Below are 22,260 nucleotides of genomic sequence, written 5' to 3'. Positions count from 1 at the left end.
TCCCGGTCCATACCCCCCGTAGATGTTGCTCATGCCGTCACCCCGCGCTCCTCTAGAGCCAGCTTCATCGACCGTAGGGCGTAGAACACCCGGGAGCGAACGGTGCCACTGGGGATGCCAAGCGTCTCGGCCGCCTCATTGACCGTACGCCCTTTGAAATAGGTCTCGACCAGGACTTCCCTGTGAGCAGGGGTCAGGTCGTCCAGCGCGTCCGACAGTGTCATCAGCCACAACGCCTTGTCGATCTCGTCCTCCGCGGGGATGACCTCCAGCGGCGACGGGTCGACCTCCTGCGGCCGGGCCTGCCGGCTGCGGTGGCCGTCGATGACGATGCGGCGTGCGACCGTCACCAGCCAGGGGCGTACCGATCCGGTCGCTCGATTGAGCTGACCGGCGTTCTTCCAGGCCCGGATGAGAGTTTCCTGCACAACGTCCTCGGCGCGCTGGCGGTCGCCCGCGACCAGACGCAGCACGTACGCGAGCAAGGGTCCAGCGTGCTCGCGGTACAGCGCGCGCATCAGCTCCTCGTCAGGCTCTGAGGGCTGCGATGCGCGATGTCGTGCCCTGTGCGGGCGTTCATCGGCCACAGCGGAATCCTTGCGCACGGCTACCTCCGGTGTCCGGGGGTTCCCCCAGTCGGTCGCTCACATCGGGATACGTAGGTAATCAGTTGTGTGTTCAGAGTTGAGCCACAACTTTCTCGATTCAACTGAGGAAAGGCGGGGCAGCGGTGGGATAAGTGCGTCCATATCCATGCTTAAACCGTCACTTGTGGACGGGAGTTGTGAAGATGTCCGAGTAGCGATGTGAAAAACAGCACTGCTGCTTCTTTACGGCTGCCCGAGGTCTGCCCAACTGGGCGATGACGTAGGAAAAATGGCCAATCCCACCCCAACTACGCGCGGGCCAGGGCCGCTCGGCGGCGGTGGCGGTGGCGGGCCACGCGTGCGCGGTTGCCGCAGATCTCGCTGGAGCACCAGCGGCGGCGTCGGCCGCGGGAGGTGTCGACGTACACGATGGGGCAGTCGTCGCCCGCGCACCGGCGCAGGCCCGCGCAGGCCACCGGGTCGGTGAGCAGCTCCACGGTGTCGCGGGCGATCAGGGCGAGCAGGGCGGCGCGGTCGGGGGTGTCGTCCAGGGCGCGGGTGAGGGTGCCGTCGTCCGTGCGGACGGCCCGGAGGGCCGGGGTGGCCGCGCGGGCCAGTTCGTTGACTCTCGCCAGGGAGATGTCGAAGGGGCGGGAGTCGGGCTTGCGGTCCGGTTCGCCGCGGACCAACTGGCCGATGTGTCCCCGGAGTTCCCGGAAGCCGGTGAGCCAGGGCGGGGCGATGTGGTCGAGCGGGGTTCCTTCGGGGACCAGGCGGGCCGCGGTGATCCACCGGCGCAGTCCGTCCGCCGAGTCGAGCTGCTCGTCGGGGTGGGTGGTCGCGAGGAAGTCCAGGCAGAGGTGACCGCAGTCGAAGCGGGGGTCATGTGCCATGCGCCTGTCACCGCCTTGGGGTGCCTGACGGCAGGAGGTGTTTAGGGGTACCTACCCCTACAGTGCCTGGTCGCGCCCTGCTCGGGAACCCTCCGGGTGTCGGCTGGATCCGCTCGCCCCGCCGCCTCTACCCGTCCCTCCCCCATCCAGGGGCTGCGCCCCTTCGACCCCCACAGCGCGGGTCCGGTGGGGGCTGGTCGCACAGTTCCCCGCGCCCCTTGAGGGCCTACGGTCACTCAGGGGGCGAAAAGCGCGGGGCGCAGCCCCTGCTTTTCAGGGGCGCGGGGAACTGCGCGACCAGCCACGACGAGCCCGCGGACGGCAATCCTCATGCGTCGTACTTCGTGTCCGCCGCCGGGTCCAGGGCCAGGCGGTAGCCGCGCTTCACCACCGTCTGGATCAGCTTGGGGGTGCCGAGGGCCGTGCGGAGGCGGGCCATGGCTGTTTCCACGGCGTGTTCGTCGCGGCCGGCGCCGGGGAGGGCCTTGAGGAGGTCCGAGCGGGGGACGACCCAGCCCGGCCTGCGACAGAGCGCGCGCAGCAGGGACATGCCGGCCGGGGGGACGGGGCGCAGGTCGCCGTCGACCAGGACCGCGTGGCCGCGGATCTCCACCCGGTGGCCGGCGATGGGCAGGACGCGGGCGCGGCCGGGGAGTTCCTGGCAGAGGAGCTGGACGAGGGGGCCGAGGCGGAAACGCTCGGGCTGGACCGTGTCCACGCCGTGGGCCTGGAGGGGGAGGGCCGTCACCGGGCCCACGCAGGCGGGGAGGACGTCGTGGCTGAGGGCGTTGAGCAGCTCCGGGAGCAGGCCACGGTCCTCGGCACGGGAGAGCAGGGACGCCGCCGCCGGCGCGCTGGTGAAGGTGAGGGCGTCGAGGCCGCGGCCGATCGTCGAGTCGAGGAGGCGGTCCACGGGGGTGATGTCCTCGGGGGGCATCCAGCGGTAGACGGGGACGCCCACGACCTCCGCTCCGGCGGCGCGCAGGGACTCCACGAAGCCGGGCAGCGGTTCGCCGTGCAACTGGATGGCGATACGGGTGCCTTCGACGCCGTGCTCCAGCAGCCGGTCGAGTACTTCGGCCATCGATTCGGAGGAGGGGGACCACTCCTCGGTGAGACCGGCGGCCCGGATCGCGCCCTTCACCTTCGGTCCACGTGCCAGGACCTCGACGCCCCGCAGCCGGTCGAGGAGGACCTCGCCCAGGCCCCAGCCGTCCGCCGCCTCGATCCAGCCGCGGAATCCGATGGCGGTCGTCGCCACGACGATGTCGGGTGCCTGGTCGAGCAGGTCCTTGGTCGCGGCGAGCAGTTCGCTGTCGTCGGCGAGCGGCACGATGCGCAGGGCGGGGGCGTGCAGGACCGCGGCTCCGCGGCGCTGGAGGAGCACTCCGAGTTCGTCGGCCCGGCGGGCGGCCGTGACCCCCACGGTGAACCCCGCGAGCGGCCCGTGTTCCGTCTGCGCTGTCCGGTCCATCCGATCCATCAGAACCGTCCTGTCTGGTCGATCGGCTCGATCTGTTCGCTCGGGTCGCTGCTGTTCGTCGTACATAACTCTCGTCCCGCAGTCGAGTCGTTGCACTCGGTCGATGCACTCCGTGATGCACCGATTGGTGCGCCCACATGCCGAACGAGCCTGTCAACGGTGCGTGACAGGCTCGGTTCGGGTTGATGTCGCTGGTGTTACGTCACACGTGTCACGGCATGGGCGATGTCACACCTCGGCATAGCTGAGCTGCGGCTTCGCCTCCGTCGTGGCCGTGGTCGCGGAGGTGTTCGAAGCCGGGCGGCGAAGGTATACGGCCCAGGTCACCAGGAAGCAGAGGCCGTAGAAGGCGAGGAAGGTGACGAAGGCGCCGGTGCCGGAGCCGACCGAGAGGAAGGACTGGCGGAAGGCCAGGTTGATGCCGAGGCCACCGAGGGCGCCCACCGCGCCGATGATGCCCATGGATGCGCCGGAGAGGCGACGTCCGTAGGCCGCGGCCTCCTCGCCCTCCAGGCCCTTGGCGAGGGCCTTGGCCTGGAAGATGCCCGGGATCATCTTGAAGGTGGAGCCGTTGCCAAGGCCGGTGAGGACGAAGAGCACGATGAACGCGGTGGTGAACAGCGGCAGCGACTTCTGCATGGAGGCGATGACGATGACCCCGGTGGCGCCGGCCATGCCGACGTAGTTCCACAGGGTGATCTTGGCGCCGCCGTACTTGTCGGCGAGCGCGCCGCCGAGGGGCCGGATCAGCGAGCCGAGCAGGGGGCCGATGAAGGTGACGTACGCGGACTCCAGGGGCGTACGGCCGAACTGGGTCTGCAGGACGAGGCCGAAGGCGAAGCTGTAGCCGATGAAGGAGCCGAAAGTGCCGATGTAGAGGAAGGACATGATCCAGGTGTGGGCCTCCTTCACGGCGTCCTTGGCGGCACCGGTGTCGTTCTTCACGGACGAGATGTTGTCCATGTAGATCGCGGCGAGCACGGCGGCGATGACGATGAAGGGGATGTAGATCCCGAGCAGGACGCGCGGACCACCGCTGGCGCCGATGACGGCGAGGCCGATGAGCTGCACGACCGGAACACCGATGTTGCCGCCGCCCGCGTTGAGACCGAGCGCCCAGCCCTTCTTCCGCAGCGGGAAGAAGGCGTTGATGTTGGTCATGGAGGAGGCGAAGTTGCCGCCACCGATACCGGCGAGCATCGCGCAGACCAGGAACGTGTTGAACGAGGTCCCCGGCTCCATCACGACGAAGGCCGCGACGGTCGGGATGAGCAACAGGCTCGCCGAGACGATCGTCCAGTTGCGGCCGCCGAAGATCGCCACCGCGAAGGTGTACGGGATGCGGACGATGGCGCCGACCAGCGTGGCCATCGAGACGAGGAAGAACTTGTCGGCCGGGGTGAGCCCGTACTCGGGGCCCATGAACAGGACCATCACCGACCAGACGGTCCAGATGGAGAAGCCGATGTGCTCCGAGAGCACCGAGAAGAGAAGGTTGCGGCGGGCGACCTTCTCGCCGGTCTCGTTCCAGAAGGCCTCGTTCTCGGGATCCCAGTGCTCGATCCAGCGGCCTCCCCTGCTTGGTGCGGGGGCAGTGCTCGGGGCTGTCATGACGCCTCCACGTTCTCCGGGCTCAGGTGGTGCGATGCGGTGATGAGGGGTGATGAGTCCCGAAGGTAGGGAGGGCGCGTTTCCTGTTCTGTGGCACCGGGTGACCGGAAAGGAACTTTGCTCTCACGTCGACGAGGGTCCGCCGGTGAGGAAGACGCCACATGGCCGCCCCACACAGGGGCGCGGGGCCCGCCCGTCGTGCGGCTCCCGCCGCCGCGGGGCCGCGACCAGCCCAAGCTACCCGAAGCCCGCGCGGACCCCGCCCCCATCGCGGGTCCCCTCAGCCGGTGACACCCCCCAGTTCGCCCGCCGCGTAGAGCTTCCGGCAGGCCCGCCGCTGCACCTTTCCGCTGGTCGTACGCGGCAGTGCCCCCCTCCGTACCACCACGACCTCGTCCGCTGGCAGCCGCTGCCCGTCGTGCACGGCGGCGCGCACCGCCTCGCGCAGTGCCTCCGCCCCGGTCCGGCGGAGCACCCGCCCGTCCGTCTCCACGACGACGACCAGCCGTTCCCGCTCTCCGTCGTCCACGGAGAACGCGGCGGCGCAGTTCGGCCGCAGCCCCGCCACCGCCGACTCCGCGGACAGCTCGATGTCCTGCGGGTAGAAGTTCCGTCCGTTGCGGATGATGACGTCCTTCACCCGGCCCGCGACGAACAGTTCCCCCTCGTGGAGGAAGCCGAGGTCGCCCGTGCGGAGATGTCTCGTCGCCCCGCTCTCCCCCGCGATCCGTCCCCCGAAGGTCTCCTCGGTCTCGCGCGGGCGCTCCCGGTAGCCGAGAGCGACACACGGCCCGTCGATCCAGATCTCCCCGATGCGGCCGGGCTCGCAGGGCGTGGCCGTGGCCGTGTCGACCACCCGGACCCGGGTCGTCGACGACGGGAATCCGGATCCCACCAGCGGCTGGGCACCGGGCGCCGACTCCCCTGCCACCTCCACGCGGCCGTCCTTCAGGGCCGCCGAGGACACCCACAGCACGGTCGGTGGCCGGTCCGCGGGACTCGCGGTCGCCTTGAGGGTGTTCTCCGCCAGCCCGTACCCGGGGGTCATGGCCCGAGGGTCGAACCCGTACGGGGCGAACGTCTCGGTGAACGTCCGCACCGCCCGCCACCGCACCGGTTCGGCCCCGTTCGCGGCGACCCGCCACGACGAGAGGTCCAGCTCGGCGCCCTCGGCGGCCCGCAGCGCGTCCACGCACAGCTCGTACGCGAAGCTCGGCGCTGCCGCGTGTGTGCCCCGGTAGGCGGAGATGGCCTCCAGCCAGCGCAGGGGGCGGCGGATGAAGGCGGACGGCTCCATCAGGTAGGCGGGGATGCCGGAGCAGAGCGGCAGCAGGACACCGAAGAGCATGCCCATGTCGTGGAAGAGGGGCAGCCAGGAGACGACGACGCCGTCGGGTCCGGTGGGCCAGATGTCCTCGGTCTCGGTGACGTTGGCGAGGAAGTTGGCGTGGGTGACCATCACGCCCTTCGGGTCGCCGGTGGAACCGGAGGTGTACTGGAGCAGGGCGATGTCGTCCGGGAGCGGGGCGGGGCCGTGCCAGGCGACCGGGGAGTCGGGCAGTGCCTCGGTGTCTATGAGGGTGAGGCCGGCCAGTTCGGGCAGATCGGCGAACTGCCGCTCCAGGTCCGCCTTGAGCGCCCCGGTGGTGAGGATGGTCGTGGTGCCCGCGTCGTCGGCGATACGGCGCAGCCGCTCCATGCCGCGCCGCCGGGTGGGCACCTGCACGGGTGCGGCGGCGACGCGGGCGTACATGCAGCCCAGCAGCGACCGTACGAATTCGAGGCCCGAGGGGTAGAGCAGCAGGACGCTGTCGCCCGCCGCCAGTCCGGCCGCGGTGAGGGCGGCGGCCCGGGTATGGGCGTCGGTCTCCAGCCGGCCGTAGGTGAGGGAGCCGTCGGGAGTCTCGCCGTCACGGAGGTGGACGTACGCGATCTCGTCGGGCTGTTCGACGCCGCGCCGGTGCAGGGCCTCGGTCACCGTGGTGACGCGGGTGGCCGGTGGCGGGAGGAGCGTGCCGGCAAGAGCCATGGTGATGGTCCGTTCTTCGGTCGTGGATGAGGTGCGACTTCAGGAAGGGACCGCGACGGTGGGGGGTCGGTAGGGGTGCCGAGGCGTGCGCGGGGAGGTAAGGGACCGGCCCGGCGCCTTGTGGTGGTCGCCGGGCCGGCCCGTGGGGTGGGGTCAGTCCACGAGGGACGGTTCGCGCGGGGTGCGCTGGTGCGGGATGGAGGCGCGGCGGCCGGTGCCGAGCTTGGCGCCCTCGACGTCCATGTCGGGCAGGACGGCGTCCAGCCAGCGGGGCAGCCACCAGGCCGAGCGGCCCAGGAGGGCGAGGACGGCGGGCACGATGGCCATGCGGACGACGAAGGCGTCGAGGAGCACGGCGATGGCGAGGCCGAAGCCGATCATCTTGACGAAGTCGTTGGCGTCGAGGATGAAGCCGGCGAAGACACTGGCCATGATGATCGCGGCCGCGGAGACCACCCGGCCGCCGTGCCGGAAGCCGGTGACGATCGCGTCGTCGGCGCGCTCGCCGTGGACGAAGGCCTCGCGCATCCGGGTGACGAGGAAGACCTCGTAGTCCATGGCGAGCCCGAAGACCACGCCGATCATGAAGATCGGCATCGTGCTCATGATCGGCCCCGGCTGGTCGATGCCGAAGACGTCCTTGAGCCAGCCCCACTGGAAGACGGCCACGACGGCACCGAGTGCCGCGGTCACCGACAGCAGGAACCCGAGGGCGGCCTTGAGCGGGACCAGGATCGAGCGGAAGACGAGGACGAGCAGGACGAAGGCGAGTCCCACGACCAGGCCCAGATACGGGACCATCGCCTCGTCGAGGGTCCCCGAGAAGTCGATGAACAGCGCGGTCTGGCCGGTGACCAGGACGCTCGCGCCGAGCTTCTTCTCGAAGCCCGCGGCGGTGTCGCGGATCGAGTGGACCAGGTCCTCGGTCCGCTTCTCGGTCGGGCCGGTCTCCGGGATGACGTTGACCATCGCCGTGTCGCCCGCCTTGTTGACCGTGGCGGGGCTGACGGAGGCGACCCCGGGCCGCGCGGCCAGATCCTCGCCGACCCGGTCGGCGGCCGCCCGCGCGTCCTTGGCCTCGACGGTGATGAGCAGCGGGCCGTTGAATCCGGCGCCGAAGGACTCCGACAGCAGGTCGTAGGCCTTGCGCTGGGTGGTGTCCTCGGCCATCGTGCCCTCGCCGGGCAGCCCCAGCTCCAGGCTCGCGGCGGGTACGGCGAGCGCGCCGAGGCCGACGACGCCGAGGAGCAGGACGGCGACCGGGCGGCGCAGCACCCAGCCGGCCCAGCGGGAGCCGAGGTTGGGCCCGGCCTTGGCGGCGCGCTTGGCGGCCTTGCGCTGCCGGCGGGCGCTGAGCGGCTTGGCGCGGTACTGCCCGCGTTCGTGGCGGGGCAGCACCTTGACGGGGGCGTAGGCGAGGAGCGCGGGGACGAAGGTGATCGCGATGAGGACCGCGACGGCGACCGTGCCCGCCGCGGCGAGTCCCATCTTGGTGAGCATCGGGATGTCGACGACGGCGAGGCCGGCGAGGGCGACGATGACGGTCAGGCCCGCGAAGACGACGGCGGATCCCGCCGTGCCGATGGCGCGTCCGGCGGCCTCCTCGCGTCCATGGCCCTCGGCCATCTCGGAGCGGTAGCGGGAGACGATGAACAGGGCGTAGTCGATGCCGACGGCCAGGCCGATCATCAGGGCCAGTGTGGAGGTCGTGCTGGACAGGCCGAGGGTGCTGCCGAGCGCGGTGATGCCGCAGATGCCGACGCCGACGCCGATGACGGCGGTCAGCAGCGACATGCCGGCGGCGATCATGGAGCCGAAGGTCAGCAGCAGGACCAGGGCGGAGACGAGGATGCCGAGGGACTCGGCGTTGTTCTTGGCGGCCTCCACCGTGACGGCGTCGCCGCCGGCCTCGACGGTCAGTCCGCTCTCACGGGCGTCGGCCGTGGCCTCGGTGAGGGCGTCCTTCGCCCGGTCGGTGAGCTGGGTGGCGGCCACCTCGTACAGAACGGTCGCGTAGGCGGTGGTGCCGTCCTCGCTGACGGCGCCCGCCTGGTAGGGGTCGGCTACGCCCTTCACGAGGGGCGCCCCGGACAGGTCGGCGAGGAGTCGCTCGACCTTGGCCCGCTGATCGGGATCGGAGATGTCGCCCTTGGGTGCGCGGATGACGACGCGGGCGGTGGCACCGTCCGCGCTCGCCTCCGGGAAGCGCTCCTTGAGCAGGTCGAAGGCCTTCTGCGACTCGGTGCCCGGCATCGAGAAGGTGTCGGCGGGTGGTGCTGGGGCGGCGGAGGCGGCATAGCCCACGCCGACCAGGATCAGCAGCCACAACAGTGTCGTCCGGCCTCGCCGTCGGAAGGCGAGTCGGCCCAGTTTGTAGAGGAACGTAGCCACGGCGAAGGGGACTCCCGTCGGGGTTTGCTGGGTGGGGGTCGGGAAACTCCCTCACCATAACAAACCAGCAGTGCGGTTTATGTGATTCGGTGAGCCGAGCAGATCGGACACTTGAACACCAGGGAAAAGCCAGGCAGCCGCCCCGATCGCAGACGCCCAGGCCAGGACCCTCAGGAACCTCAGGCGCCAAGACCGTCACGAGCGGAGGGCCAGCGGCCACTTTTCGCCAATCTGGAAAACCGCGCGACTGGTTTGTTAGCGTCCCGGCATCTCCTGCATCACCCACTGAGACGAGAGGCCCTTCGCCGTGACAACTTCCCTGGACAGACCTCGTCCGGCCCCGCCGGCGAGCCCCACGGCCGGCGCCGGGGCATCCCCCGTGCGGGCCGAACGGACCTTCGAACCCGCGGTGGACGGCCTGCGCGCGGTCGCCACGCTGATGGTCGTGGTCGGCCACCTCGCCCAGTGGACCGGCGCGCTGATCGACAAGACAGGCAAGGAAGGGCCGTTCGCCCCGGTGATGACCGGCGTGCTGTCGGCCATCCCGATCTTCCTCATCATCAGCGGCTACCTGCTCTACCGCCCCTGGGCCGACGCGGCGCTCGGTGGCCGCAAGGCGCCGAACACCCTGCACTACTACTGGCACCGCGTCCTGCGGATCTTCCCGGCCTACTGGCTGTTCCTGATCACCACGCTGCTGGTGTTCAACCGTGAACAGCTCGGCGACGGCTGGCGCACGCTGCGGCTGCTGACCGTGCAGCACGTGCAGAACTGGGCGGACCTGCGCACCGATCCGGGCATGACCAACTGGGCACAGACCTGGAGCCTCGCCACCGAGGTGCACTACTACATCGCTCTGCCCATCGCCGCGTTCGTGCTGCACAAGGCGCTGCGGGCGACCAGGAGCCTGAAGCTCGCCGGGGCGCTGCTCACCCTGGTGATCGTCGCCGACTTCACCTGGCTGGTCGCGACCAGCCCGTCGAGCCCGCTGGGCCCGCCGTCACTGTGGTGGCTGCGCGGCTATCTCGGGTTCCTGGCGGCCGGCATGCTGCTCGCCCTGGTCGCCGCGAAGGCGCGCACCGGGCAGCGGCTCGCCTTCGTGGAGTTCGTCCGCAACCGTCCGTGGACCTTCTGGGGGGCGGCGGCCGTCGCCTACGCGCTGGCGAACACCGACTGGGCGGGCAGCATCGCGTCGATCGTGCTCACCAAGGACGAGGCCGCGTTCAAGTACGTCTGCCACATGGTGATCGCGGTCGGGCTCGCGACGCCGCTGCTGCTGGCACAGGGCAGTGGCCCCGAGCGGCTGCTGTCGCGGCCGACGATCGTGTGGCTCGGGCGGAACTCCTGCGGGATCTTCCTGTGGCACCTGGTGATCATGCAGGTCACCGTCTGGTACCTGCTCGACAGCGACTTCGGGCAGCTCGGCACCGGCGCGTTCTTCGCTCTGCTGCCGTTCGTCCTGGCGTTCTCGGTGCTGGCGGGGTGGCTGTCGTACACGTTCGTCGAGATGCCGTTGCTGAGGCGGTTCCGGATTCGGTCGCACCGGCCGATCGCCGAGCCGGAGCGCTCCGCTTGAGGGTGTGTCATGTGCGTGAACGCCGGTCTCCTGGGGAGCCGGCGTTCACGCGCGCCCACGCACTCGGGGGGTTCGGTCGGTTCGGCGGGTGCGGGTGCGTCGTGGCTTGTCGCGCAGTTCCCCGCGCCCCTGAGAAGCAGGGGCTGCGCCCCGTGCTTCTCGAAAGCGGCTCACGCCGTCTTCGGGGCGGCCCTCATACCGATGTACGCGTACTTGGAGCCGTCGCTCATGGTGGCGAAGACGACCGGCATCCAGTCCTCGGCGAACGAGGCGCCGCCGCCCGCGCCGGCGAAGACGGTGTCGGAGAGGGGGACGAGCTCCATCTCGAGGTCCGGGGAGTAGCCGGCCATGCCGTCCACGAAGGCGTAGACCAGGTGGGGCCTGCCCTCCTTCTCGGAGACGGTGATGAGCACGCCCTCGCGCTTGTAGGTCCCGGCCCAGGGGGTGATGTCGACGGTGGGCGGCTGCTCGGCGGGGGCGAAGGGGGCGGGCATCGTGACACCGGCCAGCTCGGAGAGCAGTTCGCGCATGAGGTCGGCGTAGAGGAGGCGGGAGCCGCCGCCATTGGTCAGGAGCGCGACGGCCACGCCCGCGCCCGGCACCACGCGGAGGTAGGCGTACTGGCCGATGGAGGCGCCGTCGTGGCCGAAGCCGGGGACGCCGTCCCAGTCGTACAGGGTCCAGCCGAGGCCCCAGCCGTCGGCGCTCACGGTCCACTTGTCGGGCACGTCCGTCTCGCGATGCCGCATCGCGGCGACCGAGTCGGGTCCGAGGAGGCGGGTGCCGTCGGCCGACCTGCCGTTGTCGAGGTGCGGCCTGGCGAACCGGACCAGATCACCCGCGGTGGCGCACACCCGGGCGGCCGGGCCCGCGGCGCGCGGCATGAGGTCCCAGGCGGGGGCGAGCATCTGTTCGCCCTCCGGACCGGCGAGGTGTCCCATGGCCGCACGGAACGGAAGCACCTCCTCCGGAAGCGTCATGGTGTGCGTCAGGCCGAGCGGGGTGAGCAGCCGGTCCTTGAGGGCCTGGTCCCAGGTCGTGCCGGTCAGCACCTCGACGACGCGGCCGAGCACCACGTACCCGATGCCGCTGTACGACACCGCCGTGCCCGGCGGACAGTCCATCGCCACGCCCTTGGCGGCCTCGACGTACTTGGCCAGGCTGTCGTCGCCGCGCCCGGTGTCGAGGTGGAAGTCGCAGGTCAGGCCGCTGGTGTGGGACAGGAGCATGCGGGGGGTGATGACCTTCGTGGCCTCGGGGTCGATGGTCGCGAACTCCGGCAGGACGGTGACCACCGGGGCGTCGAGGTCGAGGTCGCCGGACTCCACCAGCTGCATGATCAGGGCGGCCGTGTAGACCTTGGCGATCGAGCCGAGCTGGAAGACGGAGTCGGTGGTGGCCTCCACCCCGGTCCTGCGGTTGAGGACACCGCTGGCCAGCTCCTGGACCTCGTCGTCGATCACGAAGGCGAGGGTCGCGCCGGGCACGTCGTGCGCCTCCCGCAGCTCGTCGAGGCGGTGCTGCCAGTGGCCGACGTCGATACGGCGGCCGGTGGCCGGCTCCACGGCGTCGGCGTTGGCGTCGGGGTCGGCGTCGGATGCGGCGGTGGTCTCGGGGGCGGTGTCGGGGGTGGCCACGATCTTGAGGACGGGGGCTGTGGGGGCGGAGGCCGCGGGGGCGGGGTCCGCAGGGGGCCGCGGGGGCGCCGCCGGATTCGCGCTGCCGAACGTGCCCCTCGTGCTGTCCCTTGCGCTGTCTGTCGTGCTGTCCGTCGTGCTGTCCGTCGTGCTCTCCCAGGTGCCGGAGGCGCCGTCCATCGTCCAGGTCCCGGTCAGACCCCAACTGTCACTGGCCTCCCAGCTGCCGGTCGCGATCCAGCTGCGGAGGTCGTTCCACTGCGATCCCTGCGTCTTCTTCGACATGGCGTGTCCTTATGGGGGTTGGGATACCGATGGCCCTGCCCGGACCACACGTTGTACGGCGTGGGGAACACTGTACGAACTGCGAACAGTGTGCGCAAGTCCGTACGGCGTTCAGAACCGGCCGGAGAAAACCGCCCACGGCCGGTACTGATCACCGTGGACGGTTCGCCGGGAACGCGGACCGGGCCCGGTTCAGCCCTTCACGGAAGGCCGGTCGAGGCGGGCCTGGAGGCCGTCGAGAACCCAGTCGAGTCCGTGGCCGAAGTTGTCCACGAGGACCTCGGACGTACGGCCGCCTTCCTGCGCGGCATAGCGCCGACGGAGGTGCGGATAGTCGCGGGTGGCCTGTTCGACGGCCGGCCACACCTTGCGCGTCCAGTCCTCCTGGCTCTGCCCGCTGCGGGCGAGCATCGTGAGCCAGGCCGCCTCGCTGGTGGTCATGCCCATCACGTACGCGAAGAGGATCCGCACCACGTGGTCGGCCTGTTCGAGGTCGAAGCCCGCCTCCTCCAGCATGGCGAGCATGCCCTCCGTGAGCCGCATCGAGTTCGGCCCGAGGGAGACACCCACCTCGCCCAGCATCGGGGCGCTCCACGCGTGCCGCAAGATCGTCGAGCGAACACCGTGGGCACAACGGGCCGCGGCCGCCCGCCAGTCGGCGGCGGCGTCCGGGCCCGGCGCCTCCATCTCGCCATAGACGTGGTCGACGACCAGTTCGATCAGCTCGTCCTTGTTCGCCACGTGCGAGTACATCGAGGTCGCGCCCGCGTTCAGCCGGGCGCCGAGGCGGCGCATGCTCAGCGCGGCGGCGCCCTCCTCGTCCAGCAGCTTCACGGCCTCCGCCACGATGACCTCGCGGCTCAGCGCGGGCTGTTCGCGTTTCTGGCGCCGCGGGCGGGTCCATACGGACCCGATCACCTGGTTCTCGGACATCGCGGCCTCCTCGTCCTTGTCCTTGCCCTTGCCTTTGTCGACTTCCCGGAGCCCACAGAGCTCACGGAGCCCCCAGAGCTGCCGGAACTCCCAGAGCTGCCGGAACTCACACACGCCCCTCTCGCACGTCAGGGTACCGACCCCCGAAACGCCGTACGGGATTGCGCACACTGTACGCTCCCCGTACGGCGTGCGCTCGACGGCGAGAAGGTGATGAATAGGCGAGGCGCAAAATCGACTGGATAACAAACCGCGTTGCTGGTTTTATTGAAATTCGGAGCAGCCCCGCCCCACATCTCCGTTCGAAAGGTTTCGTCATGGAAGTCGACGTCAAGGAACGTCATCCTCGCCGCTGGCTGATCCTGATCGTGTTGTGCCTCAGCACGCTGGTGCTGGTCATCGACAACATGGTCCTGACGGTGGCGGTGCCGCCGATCGCGGAGGATCTGGAGGCGAGCGCCCAGGACATCCAATGGATCCTGGAGTCGTACATGCTGGTCTTCGCCGGTCTGCTGCTGACCGCGGGAAGCCTGTCCGACCGGTACGGCCGCCGCAAGGTCATGATCATCGGCCTGGCGGTCTTCGGGGCCGCTTCGGTGCTGGCCACCTGGGCCGGAAGCGCGGAGATGCTGATCTTCGCCCGGGTGCTGATGGGCATCGGCGGCGCTCTGTTGATGCCCAGCACGCTGTCGATCCTCATCACCGTCTTCGACGAGGAGGAGCGGCCCAAGGCGATCGGCGCGTGGAGCGCCGTGGCCATGATCGGTCTGGTCGGCGGCCCCGTGTTCGGCGGTGTGCTCATCGCCCACTTCTGGTGGGGCGCGGTCTTCCTCATCAACATCCCGATCGCCCTGCTCGCGATCGTCTCCGCGCTGGTGCTGATGCCGGAGTCCAAGGGGCCGTGGCGCAAGCCCGACCCGGTGGGCACCGTACTGTCGGTGGTCGGAATGACCGCGCTGGTGTGGACGATCAACGAGTGGCCGAAGGACGGCATCACGCACCCGGGCACGCTGGCGGCGGCCGTCGTGAGCGTGCTGGCACTGGTCGGCTTCGGGATCTGGGAGACCCGGATCGACTCGCCGATGATCCCCATCTCGCTGTTCAAGAACCGGGTGTTCACCGGGGCGAGCTTCTCGCTGGTCCTGCTGACGTTCGCCAACGGCGGTCTGATGCTGGTCCTCACGCAGTACCTCCAGTTTGTGATGGGCTACTCCCCCACCGAGACGGGTCTCGCCTTCATGCCGGCCGCCGTCGCCTCACTCGTCTTCAACGGCGTCGGCGCCGCGCTGGCCAAGAAGATCGGCAACCGGGCGCTCGCCGTCAGCGGACTCCTGGTCATCGCGGGCGGGTTCGCCACGCTGTCGACGCTGTCCACGGGGGACGGTTTCGGGACGCTGGCAGTGGCGATGACGCTGATGGGCGCGGGTGCGGGTCTCGCGATGCCGGCCGCGATCGCCGCGCTCATGAGTGCGGTACCGGAGGAGCACGCGGGGGTGGGCTCGGCCCTCAACGACACCATCCAGCAGGCGGGCGCCGCGTTCGGTGTGGCCGTGCTGGGTGCGGTGCTGTCCAGCACGTACTCCTCCGGGATGCCCGCCTCGGCGCCGGCCGCTGCGCGGGAGTCCATCGGCGACGGGCTCGCCGTGGCGGCGCGGACGAAGGACACCGGGCTTCTGGACTCCGTGCTGGATGCGTTCACCGGTGCGGTGTCCAGCAGCTTCACCGTCGGGGCGGCCGGGGTCGTGGGTGCGGCTCTGCTCGCGTTGTTCCTGATGAAGGGGGCGGGCAAGGGAGAGGCTCCGCCGGTGGCCGAGGAGAAGGCGCCGGAGGTGGTGGGGGTTCACTGAGGGCGGTCGAGGCCGTGACGACGGCGGGGCTCCACGGGTGGTCCGTGGAGCCCCGCCGTCGTTTTTGGGTGCCTACGAGCTCGGGAGGTTCTGGTGCGTGGGCCGGTGCGGGTTCGTCGTGGCTGGTCGCGCCCGCGCGGCGGAGCCGCACCTCGACACAGCCCCGCGCCCCTGAGTGGCGGCTGCGCCGCCGACTAGGGGTGTGTCGTCGGCGGTTCGTTCAGGATCGACGGGAGTTCGCGCAGGAACAGGTCCACGTCCTCGTCCGACAGGATCAGGGGTGGTGTCAGGCGGACGACGTGCGGGGTCGCCGCGTTGAGGAGGAAGCCCGCCCGCTGGGCCGCGTGCTGGATCCGGGCGGCCGCGGGCTCCCTCAGGACGATGCCCAACAGCAGGCCCGCGCCCCGGACTTCGGACACCAAGGGGTGGGACAGCGCCTCGATACCCGTGCGCAGGCGCTCGCCGACGCGTTTCACATGGGCCAGCAGACCCTCGTTCGCGATCGTCTCCAGGACCGCGAGCGCCGCCGCGCAGACGACCGGGCCGCCGCTGAACGTGGAGCCGTGGGAGCCGGGCGTCAGCAGGTCCGCCGCCCGGCCGTGGGCGAGCGTCGCGCCGATGGGCAGGCCGCCGCCCAGGCCCTTGGCCAGCGTCGTCACGTCCGCCTCGACGCCCTCCGCCCGCGCCGCGAACCAGTGGCCGGTACGGCCGATGCCGGTCTGGACCTCGTCCAGGACCAGGAGGGTGCCGGTGGAGGCGGTGATCTCCCGGGCCGCTCGCAGATAGCCGGGAGGCGGCGTCACCACGCCGTTCTCGCCCTGGATCGGCTCCAGGACGAGCATCGCGGTGTCCTGGGTGACCGTCGCGCGCAGGGCGTCCACGTCGCCGTACCGGACGAAGTCGACCGGGCCCGGGAGTGGGGCGAACGGGGCCCGCTTGGCGGACTGGCCGGTCAGGGACAGCGCGCCCATCGTGCGGCCGTGGAAGCCGCCCAGCGTGGAGACCATGTGCGGGCGGCCCGTGCGGCGGCCTATTTTGAAGGCGGCCTCGTTGGCCTCGGCGCCGGAGTTGGAGAAGTACACCCGCCCCGCGCGGCCGGACAGGTCCAGCAGGCGCTCCGCCAGGGCCACCGTCGGTTCGGCCACGAAGAAGTTGGAGATGTGGCCGAGGGAGGCCGCCTGTCCGGTGACGGCGCGCAGGATCGCGGGGTGCGCGTGGCCGAGGGAGTTGACCGCGATGCCGGCCAGGAGGTCCAGGTACTCGTTGCCGTCCGTGTCCCACACACGCGTGCCCTGCCCGCGCGCCAGGGCCAGGCGTGGGGTGCCGAAGTTGTCCATCATGGCGCCCTGCCAGCGGCGGGTGAGGTCACCGCCCGCCCCGCGTCCGGTACCGCTCGTGTCGCCGTCCGTATCGCCGTTCCTATCGCCGTTCGTATCGCCGTTCGTATCGCCGCTCATGCGGCCGCCTCCATTCGGCTCGTGGACCGGGTCTCGTCCGGCACGACCATCGTGCCGATGCCCTCGTTGGTGAAGATCTCCAGCAGGACGGAGTGCTGCACCCGGCCGTCGATGACGCGGGCTGTGCGCACTCCGTTGCTGACGGCGTGCAGGCAGCCCTCCATCTTGGGGATCATGCCGCTGGCCAGGCCGGGCAGCAGGTCGCGCAGTTCGCTCGCGCTGAGCCTGGGGATGACCTCCTCGCTGTGCGGCCAGTCGGCGTAGAGGCCCTCGACGTCGGTGAGGATGAGCAGCATCTCGGCGCCGAGCGCGGCGGCCAGGGCTGCGGCGGCGGTGTCCGCGTTGACGTTGAAGACGCCGCCCCCGGCCGCGTCCTTGGCGTCGGAGCTACGGGCGATGGAGGAGATGACGGGGATGCGCCCGTTGTCGATGAGGGCCTGGACCACGCCTGCGTCGACGCTGGCGACCTCGCCGACCCGGCCGATGTCGACCGGCTTGCCGTCGACGTCGGCGTAGCACTTCACGGCGGTCATCAGCCGGGCGTCCTCGCCGGTCATCCCGACGGCGTGCGGCCCGTGCTCGTTGAGCAGCCCGACCAGCTCGCGCTGCACCTGACCGGCGAGGACCATGCGGACGACATCCATGGTCTCGTCGGTGGTGACCCGCAGACCGCCGGTGAAGTGGGACTTCAGGCCGAGGCGTTCGAGCTGGGCGCTGATCTGCGGGCCGCCGCCGTGCACGACGACCGGGTTCAGGCCGGCGTGCCTCAGGAACAGGATGTCCTGGGCGAAGGCGGCCTTGAGTGCCTGGTCGACCATGGCGTTGCCGCCGAACTTGATGACGATGGTCTTGCCCTGGTGGCGGGCCATCCACGGCAGTGCCTCGACGAGCGCGTGGGCCTTGGGCAGCGCCTTCTGTCTGCGGTCCGCGGCCAGGCCGGTCGGGGTCAGATGGCTTTCGGGTCCGGCGTCGGCGCCGGTTTCGATGACTGTGGTCACGACGAGTACTCGCTGTTCTCGTGGACGTACTGGGCGGTCAGGTCGTTGGCCCAGATCACGGCGGACTCGGTGCCGGCTGCGAGGTCGGCGGTGATGCGCACCTCGCGGCCGCTCATGTCGACCAGTGCGCGGTCCTCACCGACCGAACCGCTCTTGCACACCCAGACGTCGTTGATGGCGACGTTCAGCCGGTCGGGGTCGAAGACGGCGGCGGTCGTACCGATCGCGGACAGCACTCGCCCCCAGTTGGGGTCCTCGCCGTGGACGGCGCACTTGAGGAGGTTGTTGCGGGCGATCGTGCGGCCCACCTCGACCGCGTCGGCCTCGCTGTCCGCGCCCACCACCTCGATGCGGATGTCCTTGCTCGCGCCCTCGGCGTCGCCGATGAGCTGCCGGGCGAGGTCGGCGCAGACGGCGCGTACGGCCTCGGCGAACTCCTCGGGTCCCGGGGTGACTTCGGCGGCTCCGGAGGCGAGCAGCAGGACCGTGTCGTTGGTGGACATGCAGCCGTCGGAGTCGACGCGGTCGAAGGTGGTCCTGGTGGCGGCGCGCAACGCCGTTCCCAGCGCGGCGCTCGGCACGTCGGCGTCCGTGGTGAGGACGGCCAGCATGGTGGCGAGACCGGGGGCGAGCATGCCGGCGCCCTTGGCCATACCGCCGACCGTCCAGCCGTCCCCCTCGTACACGGCCGTCTTGTGCACGGTGTCGGTGGTCTTGATGGCGACGGCCGCCTGCTCGCCGCCGTCCGCGGAGAGTCGGGCGGCGGCCGTCTCGACCCCCGGGAGCAGCCTGTCCATCGGCAGCCGTACGCCGATGAGTCCCGTGGAGGCCACGGCCACCTCGTCGACACCGCGGCCGAGGACCTCCGCGGTCCTCCGGGCGGTGACGTAGGTGTCCTGGTCGCCCTCGGGCCCCGTGCAGGCGTTGGCGCCACCGGAGTTGAGGACGACCGCGGACACATGGCCGTCGGCCAGGGCCTGGCGGGACCACCTGACGGGGGCGGCCTGGACCCGGTTGGAGGTGAAGACACCGGCGGCGGCCGACCGCGGACCGTTGTTGACCACGAGGGCGAGGTCCGGATTGCCGTTCTGTTTGATCCCGGCGACGACGCCCGCCGCCCAGAACCCTTTCGCTGCGGTGACGCTCATGGTGCGACTCCGATCGTGGAAAGCCCCAGGTCCTCGGGGAGCCCGAGGGCGACGTTCATGCTCTGGACGGCACCCCCCGCGGTGCCCTTGGTCAGGTTGTCGATGGCGCTGATCGCGATGATCCGGCCGGCCGAGGCGTCGAGGGCGACCTGGATCTGTGCCGCGTTCGACCCGTACACGGCGGCCGTGGTGGGCCACTGCCCCTCGGGCAGCAGCCGGACGAACGGTTCGTCGTGCAGGGCCTTCTCGTACGCGGTCCGTACGTCGTCGGCGGTGACCCCCGGCTTCGCCTTCGCGCTGCAGGTGGCGAGGATGCCGCGGGGCATGGGCGCCAGCGTCGGGGTGAAGGAGACGGAGACCGGCTCCCCCGCGGCGGCGCCCAGGTTCTGCATCATTTCAGGGGTGTGCCGGTGTTCACCACCCACGCCGTACGGGCTCATCGACCCCATGACCTCGGAGCCGAGGAGGTGCGGCTTGGCCGCCTTGCCCGCACCGGAGGTCCCGGAGGCGGCGACGACCACGGCCTCGGGTTCGGCGAGGCGGGCGGCGTAGGCGGGGAAGAGGGCGAGCGAGACGGCGGTCGGGTAGCAGCCCGGGACCGCGATCCGGTTCGTACGGGCCAGCTCCGCGCGTGCTCCGGGCAGTTCGGGCAGGCCGTAGGGCCAGGTACCGGCGTGCGGGGAGCCGTAGAAGCGCTCCCAGTCGGTGCTGCGGCGCAGCCGGAAGTCGGCGCCGCAGTCCACGACGAGCACGTCCGGGCCCAGCTCCCTGGCGACGGCCGCCGACTGGCCGTGCGGCAGGGCGAGGAACACCACGTCATGCCGTCGGCCCTGCCCGGCCAGCACCTCCGTCGTCGTCGGCTCCAGCACCCGGCCGGCCAGTGGCGGCAGGTGCGGTTGGAGGCCGCCCAGCAGCTGCCCCGCGTTCGCGTTTCCCGTCAGGGCACCGATCTCCACCTCGGGGTGCCCGAGTAGCAGGCGGAGAAGCTCACCTCCCGCATAACCGCTCGCTCCGGCTACCGCTGCTCGCACTGTCATGACCCCTCCCGGGTTGGCATGGGCTGCCGTTGTAACCGGCGGCGGACCGGCCCAACAAGATGTTTCATCATGAACATGACAAGACCAAGGGACGAGAACGGGGCGGTGGCATCAGCCCGATGCCACCGCCCCGTTCACCGTTCATTGCCCGGCGCCCGGCGCCCGGCGCCCGCCGTTCGCTGGGCTCGGGGCGCCGTACGCCGGGCGGTTCAGCCCACGAGCCGCAACGGCCCCCCGTACACGGCCTCGACATACCCGAACCCCTCCGCCGGGAGGTCGGGAGTGGCGTCGACCGTCTCCGCGTACTGGAGGCGTACGGCCTCGTCGGGGACGCGGCGTTCCGGCGGGCGCCGGGCGTTGCGCTCCAGACAGGTCTCCAGCGGGGTGGTCAGGATGAGCGCGGCCGCCGGGACGCGGTGCCGGCCGGCGATGTCGAGCAGTTTCGCGCGCACCGCGCGGTCGGGGCCGTCCGCGTCGACGACCGTGGTCAGCCGGCGGGCCAGCCGCGCTTCCAGCACCTCCCCCATGACATGGACCGCCTCGTCGGTCGCGTCCTCGTCGACCGGGTCGTCGCAGATCCGCTCCCGGAACGCGTCCAGTTCCAGCACCGCGCTCGGTGGCCAGGCTCCGGCGAGCGCGCTCTTGCCGCTGCCTGTCGCCCCCAGCAGCACGATCATGATCGGGTCGGGCAGAACCGCGTCGGCCATGGCTCGTCTCCTCTCGGGTCTGGGTGGACGAGCCGGGTGCTGCCCCGGGGAACCCGTACATGACCGAACGGCCCGCTCCGGGCGGGCCGTCGATCAGGGTGTTCAAGGAGTACGGGGTGTACGGGGATGTCCGAGGGAGGTGAACCCGGCCCCCACGACTGTCCGTCAAGGATCGTCCAAGGGCGGGTGTCCAGTCCAGAGTTGACCGCGGAGGACGGAAAGGTCAGGGGTTCCCGGCCGGCTCAGAGCCGCACGGGCAGCGACACCAGGTGGATGCCGTCGCCCGGCATGGCCACGTACTCCAGCGCGTCGCGGTCCACGGCGAGGGTCAGGCCGTCGTTGCGGACGAACAGGGTGTCCAGGACCACCTCGGCCTGGAGGCGGGCGAGGGCGGCGCCGATGCAGAAGTGCGGGCCGTGCCCGAAGGCCATGTGGCCCACTCCGCGCCCGAGTTCACGGCCGATGTCGAGCTTGTCGGCGCCGCTCGGGAACTCGTGCGGGTCGTGGTTGACGCCGAGCAGCGCGGTCGTGACCGCCTCGCCCCGCCTGACGGGCATCCCGGCGAACTCCAGGTCCTCGGTGGCGTACAGGGGGGCACCGATCGGCACCGGCGTGGTGAAGCGGAGGAGTTCCGGGACCGCGCGGCCGGCGAGCAGCTCGGGCTCCTCGCGCAGGCGGGCGAGCTGGTCGGGGTGGTCGAGCAGGGCGAGGATCGCGTCGGCGATGAAGTGGGCGGGCGGCATGATGCCCGTGTTGATCAGCAGCAGGAAGATGGCGACGATCTCCGTCTCGCCGAAGTCGCCCTCCTCCTGGCTCACCCGGATCAGTTCGGAGATCAGGTCGTCCGACAGGGCGGCCGTGCGCTCCTCGATGAGCTTCTTGCAGTGCTCCACCATGCCCTTGAGGGCCGGGATGAAGCGCTCCGGGTCACCGGAGATGTAGTCGCGGATCCAGGCGCAGATCTGGGGCTGGTCGGCCGCGTCCACGCCGATCAGTTCGCAGACCCCGAAGCCGGCCAGGGGGTGGCTGAGGCTCTCCAGCAGGTCGGCCTCGCCCCGGGCGGCCATCGCCGCGTACAGGTCCTGGGTGATCTTCTCGATCCTCGGGCGCAGGGCGTTGATACGGCGGGCCGTGAAGGCGCGGGTGATCAGGGTGCGTATCCGGGTGTGGTCCTCGCCGTCGGCCAGCACGAGGATGCCGAGGTAGTCGCGGTACTCCGCGGGCAGCCCGTACGCCTCGATCATCTGGTCGGCGATGCTCGGGCCGTCCTGGCCGGGCAGCTTGGCGCTGTCGCGCACGAACCGGGGGTCGGTGAGGGCCGCCTTGGCGTCCGCGTAGCGGGTGATCAGCCAGACGGGGGTCTCGACATCCGGCAGCGTCACCCGCACCAGCGGCGCCTGCTCGCGCAGGCTCGTGAAGCCGCCGGGGGTGCTGACGAACTTCGAGGTCAGGCTGAGGACTTCCTGCGACATGGTCTCTCCATCCGTGGGACGTGTCCGCCGACAGCAGGGCCGACCGGATGGCCTGAAACATACCGGTAGAGCGGTATGTTTCCTACCGCGTTCAACTGTCCGGGATGGTGTGCGGTGTGGTGCGGTGTGCCTGCGGCATGGCTGAGGGCCGCGCGGCGGGTGCGCTGCG

General features: G+C 70.7%; 16 protein-coding genes. 2 read left to right on the top strand and 14 right to left on the bottom strand.

Annotation, left to right across the window (positions count from 1 at the left end; translation table 11 throughout):
- Positions 1-29 precede the first annotated feature (29 nt).
- The 6 genes from OG622_RS30995 to OG622_RS30970 form a co-directional block, all read right to left on the bottom strand.
- Positions 30-605, bottom strand: coding sequence for a sigma-70 family RNA polymerase sigma factor (locus OG622_RS30995; protein WP_013003188.1), 576 nt, complete (start codon positions 603-605; stop codon positions 30-32).
- Between the two features lie 290 nt (positions 606-895).
- The gene (locus OG622_RS30990; protein WP_371579910.1) at positions 896-1,480 is read right to left on the bottom strand and encodes an ABATE domain-containing protein; all 585 of its coding nucleotides are present in this window, start codon (positions 1,478-1,480) and stop codon (positions 896-898) included.
- A 328-nt stretch (positions 1,481-1,808) separates the two neighbouring features.
- On the bottom strand, positions 1,809-3,029 hold the full coding sequence (locus OG622_RS30985; protein WP_371579909.1) for a uroporphyrinogen-III synthase: 1,221 nt from the start codon (positions 3,027-3,029) through the stop codon (positions 1,809-1,811).
- Between the two features lie 162 nt (positions 3,030-3,191).
- Positions 3,192-4,574, bottom strand: coding sequence for a nitrate/nitrite transporter (locus OG622_RS30980; RefSeq protein ID WP_371579908.1), 1,383 nt, complete (start codon positions 4,572-4,574; stop codon positions 3,192-3,194).
- 280 nt (positions 4,575-4,854) lie between these two features.
- Positions 4,855-6,603 carry a fatty acyl-AMP ligase gene (locus OG622_RS30975; protein WP_371579907.1) on the bottom strand — a complete coding sequence of 583 codons (1,749 nt, stop codon included), beginning with the start codon at positions 6,601-6,603 and terminating at the stop codon, positions 4,855-4,857.
- Between the two features lie 153 nt (positions 6,604-6,756).
- Positions 6,757-8,994, bottom strand: coding sequence for an MMPL family transporter (locus tag OG622_RS30970; protein WP_371579906.1), 2,238 nt, complete (start codon positions 8,992-8,994; stop codon positions 6,757-6,759).
- A 379-nt stretch (positions 8,995-9,373) separates the two neighbouring features.
- On the opposite strand from OG622_RS30970, the gene OG622_RS30965 reads away from it, so the two are divergent.
- On the top strand, positions 9,374-10,570 hold the full coding sequence (locus tag OG622_RS30965; protein WP_371579905.1) for an acyltransferase family protein: 1,197 nt from the start codon (positions 9,374-9,376) through the stop codon (positions 10,568-10,570).
- A 170-nt stretch (positions 10,571-10,740) separates the two neighbouring features.
- On the opposite strand, the gene OG622_RS30960 is transcribed toward OG622_RS30965, so the two are convergent.
- Complete coding sequence (locus OG622_RS30960; RefSeq protein ID WP_371579904.1) at positions 10,741-12,492, bottom strand: serine hydrolase domain-containing protein; 1,752 nt, start codon at positions 12,490-12,492, stop codon at positions 10,741-10,743.
- Positions 12,493-12,684: 192 nt separating this feature from the next.
- Positions 12,685-13,425: a TetR/AcrR family transcriptional regulator gene (locus tag OG622_RS30955; protein WP_371584280.1), complete on the bottom strand. Its 741-nt coding sequence runs from the start codon at positions 13,423-13,425 to the stop codon at positions 12,685-12,687.
- A gap of 317 nt (positions 13,426-13,742) precedes the next feature.
- Here OG622_RS30955 and OG622_RS30950 point away from each other — a divergent pair, with 317 nt between their 5' ends.
- On the top strand, positions 13,743-15,272 hold the full coding sequence (locus tag OG622_RS30950; protein ID WP_371579903.1) for an MFS transporter: 1,530 nt from the start codon (positions 13,743-13,745) through the stop codon (positions 15,270-15,272).
- Positions 15,273-15,466: 194 nt separating this feature from the next.
- On the opposite strand, the gene OG622_RS30945 is transcribed toward OG622_RS30950, so the two are convergent.
- From OG622_RS30945 to OG622_RS30920, 6 genes are all read right to left on the bottom strand, one after another.
- On the bottom strand, positions 15,467-16,729 hold the full coding sequence (locus tag OG622_RS30945; RefSeq protein ID WP_371579902.1) for an acetylornithine transaminase: 1,263 nt from the start codon (positions 16,727-16,729) through the stop codon (positions 15,467-15,469).
- Positions 16,726-17,664, bottom strand: a complete 939-nt coding sequence (gene argB, locus OG622_RS30940) for an acetylglutamate kinase (RefSeq protein WP_371584279.1) — start codon at positions 17,662-17,664, stop codon at positions 16,726-16,728. The genes OG622_RS30945 and argB overlap by 4 nt, the downstream gene beginning before the upstream one ends.
- Before the next feature lie 59 nt (positions 17,665-17,723).
- Positions 17,724-18,875 carry a bifunctional glutamate N-acetyltransferase/amino-acid acetyltransferase ArgJ gene (argJ, locus tag OG622_RS30935; RefSeq protein WP_371579901.1) on the bottom strand — a complete coding sequence of 384 codons (1,152 nt, stop codon included), beginning with the start codon at positions 18,873-18,875 and terminating at the stop codon, positions 17,724-17,726.
- Positions 18,872-19,912, bottom strand: a complete 1,041-nt coding sequence (argC, locus tag OG622_RS30930) for an N-acetyl-gamma-glutamyl-phosphate reductase (RefSeq protein WP_371579900.1) — start codon at positions 19,910-19,912, stop codon at positions 18,872-18,874. The genes argJ and argC overlap by 4 nt, the downstream gene beginning before the upstream one ends.
- A gap of 209 nt (positions 19,913-20,121) precedes the next feature.
- Entirely contained in the window at positions 20,122-20,619 is a 498-nt protein-coding gene (locus OG622_RS30925; RefSeq protein ID WP_371579899.1) for an AAA family ATPase, read from the bottom strand.
- A 242-nt stretch (positions 20,620-20,861) separates the two neighbouring features.
- Complete coding sequence (locus tag OG622_RS30920; RefSeq protein ID WP_371579898.1) at positions 20,862-22,091, bottom strand: cytochrome P450; 1,230 nt, start codon at positions 22,089-22,091, stop codon at positions 20,862-20,864.
- Positions 22,092-22,260: the final 169 nt, after the last annotated feature.

The organism is Streptomyces sp. NBC_01314 (assembly GCF_041435215.1).
In the GTDB taxonomy this organism is placed as follows: Bacteria; Actinomycetota; Actinomycetes; order Streptomycetales; family Streptomycetaceae; genus Streptomyces.
This window is presented reverse-complemented; position numbering and strand designations above follow the sequence as displayed.